Below are 3,368 nucleotides of genomic sequence, written 5' to 3'. Positions count from 1 at the left end.
AAGATCATTTATGATAGATTGAATATAACTAATTTCAGAAATTCTGGTTTTTCTTTGTTCATTCCAATTATTAATCTGTAGTGCAATCAGGATTCCTATTACCACAAGGACGATTTCTCCAATAGCATATTTAAAATATTTACCTGTTTTGTTTTCACTCATAAGGTTGTAGCGTATTTTTCTAAATAATTTAATCATTCAAATAGGATTTACAGGCATTGATTAAGTTCTGATTACTCTTTATAAATCGGCCTGTTTGATCCCCAGCGGCTTTTGAATATTCTCTGCAGAGATGTAGTGTGCCAGCGATTTTTGGATTATCACATATTGTTGAAAACACATTAAGTTTTACGCTATCTGCAGAGTAGGGCAAAATTAAATTATAGGATTTAGAAAGATGTTCAAATTCTTCTTTAATAAGTTCAGAATGATGTTGAATCCCTAAATTAGTATAGCTGTAACTCAATGTATAATCTCTTAGTGCTTGCTTTATACTAGAGTTTGTAATCTTGTTATAATCATTTTTGTTATTTATAACCATAGACTCGTTTGCAGCAGTAGAAAGTGGAATAGATTCATTATAAAAAACAATAGAATCACTGGCTTTAATTTGTCCACTACAAAGCTCCTTTAGGGTTTGGTATGATTTTACTTGACTGGTATAAAATTTATGCCTCGAATGATAAAATGTTGAGTCGTTTTTAACGTCGTCCAACAATTCTGAGATTAGTTTTGCTTCAGCATTTTTTGCTTTAAGGTTTTCATTCCAATTATTTATTTGTAGCGCAATCAAGATTCCTATAACCACAAGTAATATCTCTCCAATAGCGTATTTAAAGTATTTTCCCATTTTGTTTTCTTGGATTAGTGAACTACGTATATGTCTAAAGAATTTAATCATATCTATATCTATAGTTTTCTTACTTGAATTTCAATTATTTTTTGCAAACCTTCATTCTTTGCTATGGCAGATTCTAGAAGATTAAGCTCAAATAGTTTTACGTTTCGTTGGTATTTAATTAATTTAACAAGCACTGGATTGTTTAATTCATCTCTTATCTTTTTCTTATCTACCAGCATAGATTGATTATAATCTATACTTTTTAGTATAAAAGGAATTACATTTTCATTAGTGAAAGTTTCACCATACTCTGAACATACACGAAGTCGTTCATATGTTTGTTCATAATAGCTTGTAATATCATTTTTTAATTCATGATTATCCATGGAGGCAAAGAGTCCACTACTTTTTAAACCAGAATAAGAATTATTGCTTTTGTAGAAATAGAAATAATTATCCAAAATTAAAAAAACAGAATCCAGGCCTACCGTATTATATTCTTTATTTGAAAGCTTGGTTAGATAATTGAACCTCTTTGTGTCGCTCTTTTGAAATCCAGTTAATTGAGCTTTATCCTGTTTAAGATCATTCAAAATTTGTGCTAGAGCGGTTTTTAATTCATCTTTTTGACTTTTATCTTCATTCCAGTTATTTACTTGCAACGCCAGAAGAATACCAATCATTACTAAAAGAATTTCACCAAAGGCGTATTTAAAGTATTTGCTCATTTTGTTTTGATTTATGAGTGAGCGACGAATATGACGAAAGAATTTAATCATCCGCTTGGTTCAAAAGGTGTAACACCTTTTCGGTTTGTAAAATTATATCGTCGGTAAGTTCAACATATCTATTTATGGTATAGTCAAATTGTCCTAAATACTTAGTCAAATCTCTGGGAAGTGCGTCTGCATTTAAGCCTTTCCACAGCAAATCGTTGTTCACTTTTGTGTTAAAAGGGTTGGCAGTAGATGGATATTTTATGTCTAAATTTTCTACAATCTTAAAGAAGTAATCTCGATTGTGTACGGTCACTACACCAACAAAATTTTGAAGCCTATTGAGCTCCATAATTTCTTCTCTGAGCTCTTTATCCAATAAATCTATATTACCACTTGAAATTAATAAGTTAAAACTATTTGTGTTATAGGTGTTAGTAAACCTCATTATTCCTCTAGGCCTATTATATAAATTCTTAAAATCTTCCAAGGTTTTAAAAGAACCATCGGCAAAACGATTTTTGAGAGTTGCCAAATCTTTCTGAACTTGTTTATTTAAGCGCAGCTTATTATTGATTTGAATTGTGTCTTTTGTATAATCGTTTTTTAAAGAAGCGATATACTCATGTTTAAGTTGGTCTTTTTTTCTATTCTCATTCCAATTGTTAATCTGAAGCGCAATTAAGATTCCAATTACCACCAAAATAATTTCGCCAATGGCATATTTAAAATATTTACTCATTTTGTTTTGTTCTAATAAAGATTTACGAATATGTCTAAAGAATTTAATCATTAATTCGCAATAAATAAGTCAATATTATCGTTAATCATTTCCTTAATTTTTTTTCCACGTGCTTCAAGATATCCATACAATTCCTCAACAGATTTTAACCATAAATTGATATGAATTAGTGATTGAATTTCCTTCTCTTTTGGTTGAGTTGCGTTGAGTTTTTCATGAATATCATGCGGAAAACCAGAAAGCTCATCACTTTTGTCTTTATTCTTTGTAGCAATTTGTAATTGACTTTCCGTAATAATGGCTATTTCCTCTTGTTCTGATAATAAATCTTGCAAGAAATCACGTTGCTTTTTGGTTAATAAACCTCCATTTCCGTTAGTGCTCATTTGCTTAAACGAATTATTAACAGGAAAATACTTCATATAAAAAAACGTGACGTTCGATAAACTATCGGATAACTTATGCAGGTTAGAGCTAGAAGGTTTTAAACTATCAATATAGCTGAAATAATCAGTGATGTTTTTTTTGTAAAATTTCACATTTTTAATCAAGGTGTTTATCGATACGGTATCTAAAACTAGATCATTCACAATAGTTTCTCTATAGTTCTGTGCCTGAAGTTTTGTTTTTCTACCCTCATTCCAGTTGTTAATCTGCAGCGCAATCAGGATTCCTATAACAACTAGTACTATTTCGCCAATAGCGTATTTAAAGTATTTTCCCATTTTGTTTTGGTTTATGAGTGATTGACGTATATGACGGAAGAATTTAATCATTATAATCTTTTAAATAATTTTCTATTTCAGTAACTAATGCCTTTATTTTGGGAATTGTTTTTTGATAAGCATCTACATGATTACTTTCTAAATTTATAATCCTGTAATGCACAATATTGTGATAATATGTGTCAGACCAAACAGATTTATAATTATTTGGCGTTGCAGTTTTTAGAAAATTGATGTCGCTAAAATTATTTAAGTAATAAGGTCTTGTTATATCATTAATATGTATCTCCATGTCAAAAATCTTATCTAGAAGGACATAGTTGTCTTCAAATAGATTCACGATA

The 3,368-nt window shown here is 29.8% G+C and carries 6 protein-coding genes; all 6 read right to left on the bottom strand.

Annotated features, from left to right (window positions below; all coding sequences use genetic code 11):
* Positions 1-198: DUF6090 family protein (locus AB8B90_RS13015; RefSeq protein WP_405337627.1), on the bottom strand; the 198-nt coding region annotated here is incomplete at its 3' end.
* Positions 191-850: a DUF6090 family protein gene (locus AB8B90_RS13010; protein ID WP_405337624.1), complete on the bottom strand. Its 660-nt coding sequence runs from the start codon at positions 848-850 to the stop codon at positions 191-193. The genes AB8B90_RS13010 and AB8B90_RS13015, both read right to left, overlap by 8 nt.
* A gap of 59 nt (positions 851-909) precedes the next feature.
* Positions 910-1,569 (bottom strand): DUF6090 family protein, encoded by a 660-nt coding sequence (locus tag AB8B90_RS13005; RefSeq protein ID WP_405337621.1) that lies wholly within the window; start codon positions 1,567-1,569, stop codon positions 910-912.
* Between the two features lie 43 nt (positions 1,570-1,612).
* Complete coding sequence (locus tag AB8B90_RS13000) at positions 1,613-2,350, bottom strand: DUF6090 family protein (RefSeq protein ID WP_405337618.1); 738 nt, start codon at positions 2,348-2,350, stop codon at positions 1,613-1,615.
* Positions 2,350-3,024 carry a DUF6090 family protein gene (locus tag AB8B90_RS12995; protein ID WP_405337615.1) on the bottom strand — a complete coding sequence of 225 codons (675 nt, stop codon included), beginning with the start codon at positions 3,022-3,024 and terminating at the stop codon, positions 2,350-2,352. Before AB8B90_RS12995 ends, AB8B90_RS13000 begins: the two co-directional genes overlap by 1 nt.
* A 43-nt stretch (positions 3,025-3,067) precedes the next feature.
* On the bottom strand, positions 3,068-3,368 hold a 301-nt coding region (locus AB8B90_RS12990; protein ID WP_405337612.1), incomplete at its 5' end, for a hypothetical protein.

Origin of the sequence: Psychroserpens sp. (genome assembly GCF_045105015.1) — a bacterium.
GTDB lineage: Bacteria > Bacteroidota > Bacteroidia > Flavobacteriales > Flavobacteriaceae > Psychroserpens.
The sequence above is the reverse complement of the archived record's forward strand: the minus strand, read 5'-3'. Positions and strand labels throughout refer to the sequence as shown.

Excerpts from the sequence above, each read along its gene's own strand:
- AB8B90_RS13010 (WP_405337624.1), bottom strand. The coding sequence starts at position 850 with ATGGGAAAATACTTTAAATACGCTATTGGAGAGATATTACTTGTGGTT.
- AB8B90_RS13000 (WP_405337618.1), bottom strand. The coding sequence starts at position 2,350 with ATGATTAAATTCTTTAGACATATTCGTAAATCTTTATTAGAACAAAAC.
- AB8B90_RS13005 (WP_405337621.1), bottom strand. The coding sequence starts at position 1,569 with ATGAGCAAATACTTTAAATACGCCTTTGGTGAAATTCTTTTAGTAATG.
- AB8B90_RS12995 (WP_405337615.1), bottom strand. The coding sequence starts at position 3,024 with ATGGGAAAATACTTTAAATACGCTATTGGCGAAATAGTACTAGTTGTT.